This window comes from Streptomyces sp. NPDC056948, from assembly GCF_042674225.1.
Classification (GTDB): domain Bacteria; phylum Actinomycetota; class Actinomycetes; order Streptomycetales; family Streptomycetaceae; genus Streptomyces; species Streptomyces purpurascens.
In genome coordinates, this window is record NZ_JBHUQX010000628.1 from 1 (window position 1) to 3,790 (window position 3,790).

Genomic DNA, 3,790 nt, shown 5'->3' on the forward strand with positions numbered 1-3,790 from the left:
CGGAGCGCCTCGGACTCGCCGGACGTGCGCGACCGTGCCGAGCGCGGGTGTAGCGCTCGGCACGGTCCGGCGTAAGACGGCGCTTGCCCGGGGAAGTACCCCGCTGGGGGTGCACAGGGCTCATACGACACGCATCGTGCGCCTCCTGTGCGCCCTATGTCGCCACAGAACCTTCTTTCGATAGGCTGTACTGAACCCGCCCGCCGCATATGCCTTCGCATAGAGCACGGTGCCGCGCCGTCTCCGCGGCCGGGACAGCGGCCGGCCATCCCGGTCGGCAGCGGCCCCCAGGGTTCTCGTACGCATCGAATGTCCATCGAACGTCATTCGACAATCACGCAGCTCAAGGAGAGTCATCGAGCGATGGCCGGTCCAGCGTTCCGCGCCGCCGCCGTCCGGGTGCGCGTCCCCGCCACCAGCGCCAACCTCGGCCCGGGCTTCGACGCCCTCGGCCTCGCGCTGGGCTTGTACGACGACGTCGTCGTCCGGGTGGCCGACTCCGGGCTGCACATCGACATCGCGGGTGAGGGCAGCGAGACGCTCCCGCGCGACGAGAAGCACCTCCTCGTCCGTTCCCTGCGCACGGCCTTCGACCTGCTCGGCGGACAGCCGCGCGGTCTGGAGATCGTCTGCGCCAACCGCATTCCGCACGGCCGGGGCCTGGGCTCCTCCTCGGCCGCCATCTGCGCCGGGATCGTGGCCGCCCGGGCCGTGACCATAGGCGCCGACGCCAAGCTCGACGACACCGCGCTGCTCGAGCTCGCCACCGAGATCGAGGGCCACCCCGACAATGTCGCGGCGTGTCTGCTGGGCGGCTTCACCCTGTCCTGGATGGAGGGCGGCGCGGCCCGCGCGATCAGGATGGAGCCCGCCGATTCCATCGTTCCGGTGGTTTTCGTGCCCGGAAAGCCAGTTCTGACAGAGACGGCGCGCGGACTGCTCCCGCGCTCCGTTCCGCACGTCGACGCCGCCGTCAACGCGGGCCGGGCCGCCCTGCTCGTCGAGGCCCTGACGCGGCGCCCCGAACTGCTGCTGCCCGCCACCGAGGACCGCCTCCACCAGGAGTACCGCGCCCCCGCCATGCCGGAGAGCACGGCACTGGTGGAGCGGCTGCGGGCCGAGGGCGTCCCCGCGGTCATCTCCGGCGCCGGACCGACGGTCATGGCGCTGACCGACGCGGGCACCGCCGACAAGGTCGAGGCCCTGGCGGGCGCGGACTGGGCCGCGAACCGGCTGAGCCTCGATCAGCAGGGCGCGAGCGTTCTTCCGCTCGCGGCCCCCGGTGACTTTTAAAAGCACACGGTTGCCGGATTTTGAGAGGGGGAATGTTTGTTGGATCCGGTAGTGTTAACCTCAAGTCTGCACCCGACCCCACCATGGCGAGGTGCCTCGTGTCCCCGTCCGGGACAGACATCCTTCCGGGAGCCCCCCAAGCCGCACTGTGTTTCGTACGTCGGACCGTACGCCGTACGCGGACACTGAGCGGGGCGCAAGGCACGCTCCGGAACCGGTGCGACCACGCCGCGTGACACTGACACTGGGTGCCACGGCTCAAGGAAGCGCCATCACCAGATTCCTCCGCCGCTTAGGCGGACCACCGCCCCGGCACGGTTCACACCACACGGACCGAAGTCGGACAGCACAACCGGTCGCCGAGCCAGACAGGCCGACGTCCGCTCCAGGGAAGGACCCTTCGTGAGCGACACCACCGATCTGATGGGCGCACGTGTCGAGGAGACCGCTGCCGCGCCCGCCACGGACGCCTCCGCGCCTGCCACCGGTGCCGGCTCCCGGCGGCGCCGCGGTACCGGCCTCGAGGGCATGGTGCTGGCCGAGCTGCAGCAGGTCGCATCCGGCCTCGGCATCAAGGGCACCGCGCGTATGCGCAAGAGCCAGCTGATCGAGGTCATCAAGGAGGCGCAGGCATCCGGCGGCGCCGCTCCGGCCGCGAAGGCCGACGCCCCCGCCGAGACCAAGCCCAAGCGCCGCGCCACCTCCCGGACCCGTACGGGGGACAACGCCGAGAAGGCGGAGAAGAAGGCGGACGCGAAGCAGGCCCCCGAGGCCCCCGCCGAGAAGGCCGACAAGGCCGTGGCGCAGCAGCAGATCGAGATTCCCGGTCAGCCCGCCAGTGACGACGCGCCCTCGGAGCGCCGCCGTCGCCGTGCCACCGCCGACGCCGGATCCCCGGCCAACGCTCCCGAGACGGTCGCCGCCGAGGCGAAGAACGACGCCAAGGCCGAGGCCCCGGCGCAGCAGTCGCAGCAGCAGTCCCAGAACGACGCCAAGTCCGACTCCGGTGACGGCGGCGAGGGCCGCCGCCGCGACCGCCGTGACCGCGGCGGCCGGGACCGTGACCGGGACCGTGACCGGGACCGTGACCGCGGAGGCCGGGGCAAGGGCGACGACCAGCAGGGCGGCCAGCGCGGCCAGCAGCAGGGCCAGCAGCAGGGCGGCGGCGGTCGTCAGGACCGTGGCCAGCAGCAGCGGGCCGACGAGGACGGGGACGACTTCGAGGGCGGCCGCCGTGGCCGTCGCGGGCGTTACCGTGACCGCCGTGGCCGTCGCGGCCGCGACGACGTGCAGGAGCCGCAGATCACCGAGGACGACGTCCTGATCCCCGTCGCGGGCATCCTGGACATCCTCGACAACTACGCCTTCATCCGCACGTCCGGCTACCTGCCCGGCCCGAACGACGTGTACGTCTCCCTCGCCCAGGTCCGTAAGAACGGCCTGCGCAAGGGTGACCACATCACCGGTGCCGTGCGTCAGCCGAAGGACGGCGAGCGGCGCGAGAAGTTCAACGCGCTGGTGCGCCTGGACTCCGTCAACGGCATGGCGCCCGAATCCGGGCGCGGGCGGCCGGAGTTCAACAAGCTGACGCCGCTGTACCCGCAGGACCGCCTCCGTCTGGAGACGGACCCGGGCATCCTCACCACCCGCATCATCGACCTCGTCGCGCCGATCGGTAAGGGCCAGCGCGGTCTGATCGTGGCCCCGCCGAAGACCGGCAAGACCATGATCATGCAGGCGATCGCCAACGCGATCACGCACAACAACCCCGAGTGCCACCTGATGGTCGTCCTGGTCGACGAGCGTCCGGAAGAGGTCACCGACATGCAGCGGTCGGTCAAGGGCGAGGTCATCTCCTCGACCTTCGACCGCCCGGCCGAGGACCACACGACGGTCGCCGAGCTCGCCATCGAGCGCGCCAAGCGGCTGGTCGAGCTCGGTCACGACGTGGTCGTCCTGCTGGACTCCATCACGCGTCTGGGCCGTGCCTACAACCTCGCCGCGCCCGCCTCCGGCCGCATCCTGTCCGGTGGTGTCGACTCGACCGCCCTGTACCCGCCGAAGCGCTTCTTCGGTGCGGCCCGCAACATCGAGGACGGCGGCTCGCTGACCATCCTCGCCACCGCGCTGGTGGACACCGGGTCCCGCATGGACGAGGTCATCTTCGAGGAGTTCAAGGGCACCGGCAACGCCGAGCTCAAGCTCGACCGCAAGCTCGCCGACAAGCGCATCTTCCCGGCGGTGGACGTGGACGCGTCCGGTACCCGTAAGGAAGAGATCCTGCTCGGCAGCGACGAGCTCGCCATCACCTGGAAGCTGCGCCGTGTGCTGCACGCGCTCGACCAGCAGCAGGCGATCGAGCTGCTTCTGGACAAGATGAAGCAGACGAAGTCGAACGCCGAGTTCCTGATGCAGATCCAGAAGACGACGCCGATGCCGGGCAACGGCGACTGAGCACCGTCTGACACAAAGGGCCGCCCCCGTCCGGAACAGGACG

General features: G+C 70.7%; 2 protein-coding genes. Both read left to right on the top strand.

The genetic code is table 11. From position 1 onward, the window contains the following. Nucleotides 1–363 precede the first annotated feature (363 nt). Nucleotides 364–1,293, top strand: a complete 930-nt coding sequence (gene thrB, locus ACFTZL_RS42455; RefSeq protein WP_382595235.1) for a homoserine kinase — start codon at nt 364–366, stop codon at nt 1,291–1,293. Nucleotides 1,294–1,695: 402 nt separating this feature from the next. Beyond that, a complete protein-coding gene (rho, locus tag ACFTZL_RS42460; protein WP_382595238.1) occupies nt 1,696–3,747 on the top strand; it encodes a transcription termination factor Rho in 2,052 nt (683 codons plus the stop codon). Nucleotides 3,748–3,790 lie beyond the last annotated feature (43 nt).

Coding starts and splice junctions, on each gene's coding strand:
- thrB (WP_382595235.1), top strand. CDS start 364: ATGGCCGGTCCAGCGTTCCGCGCCGCCGCCGTCCGGGTGCGCGTCCCC.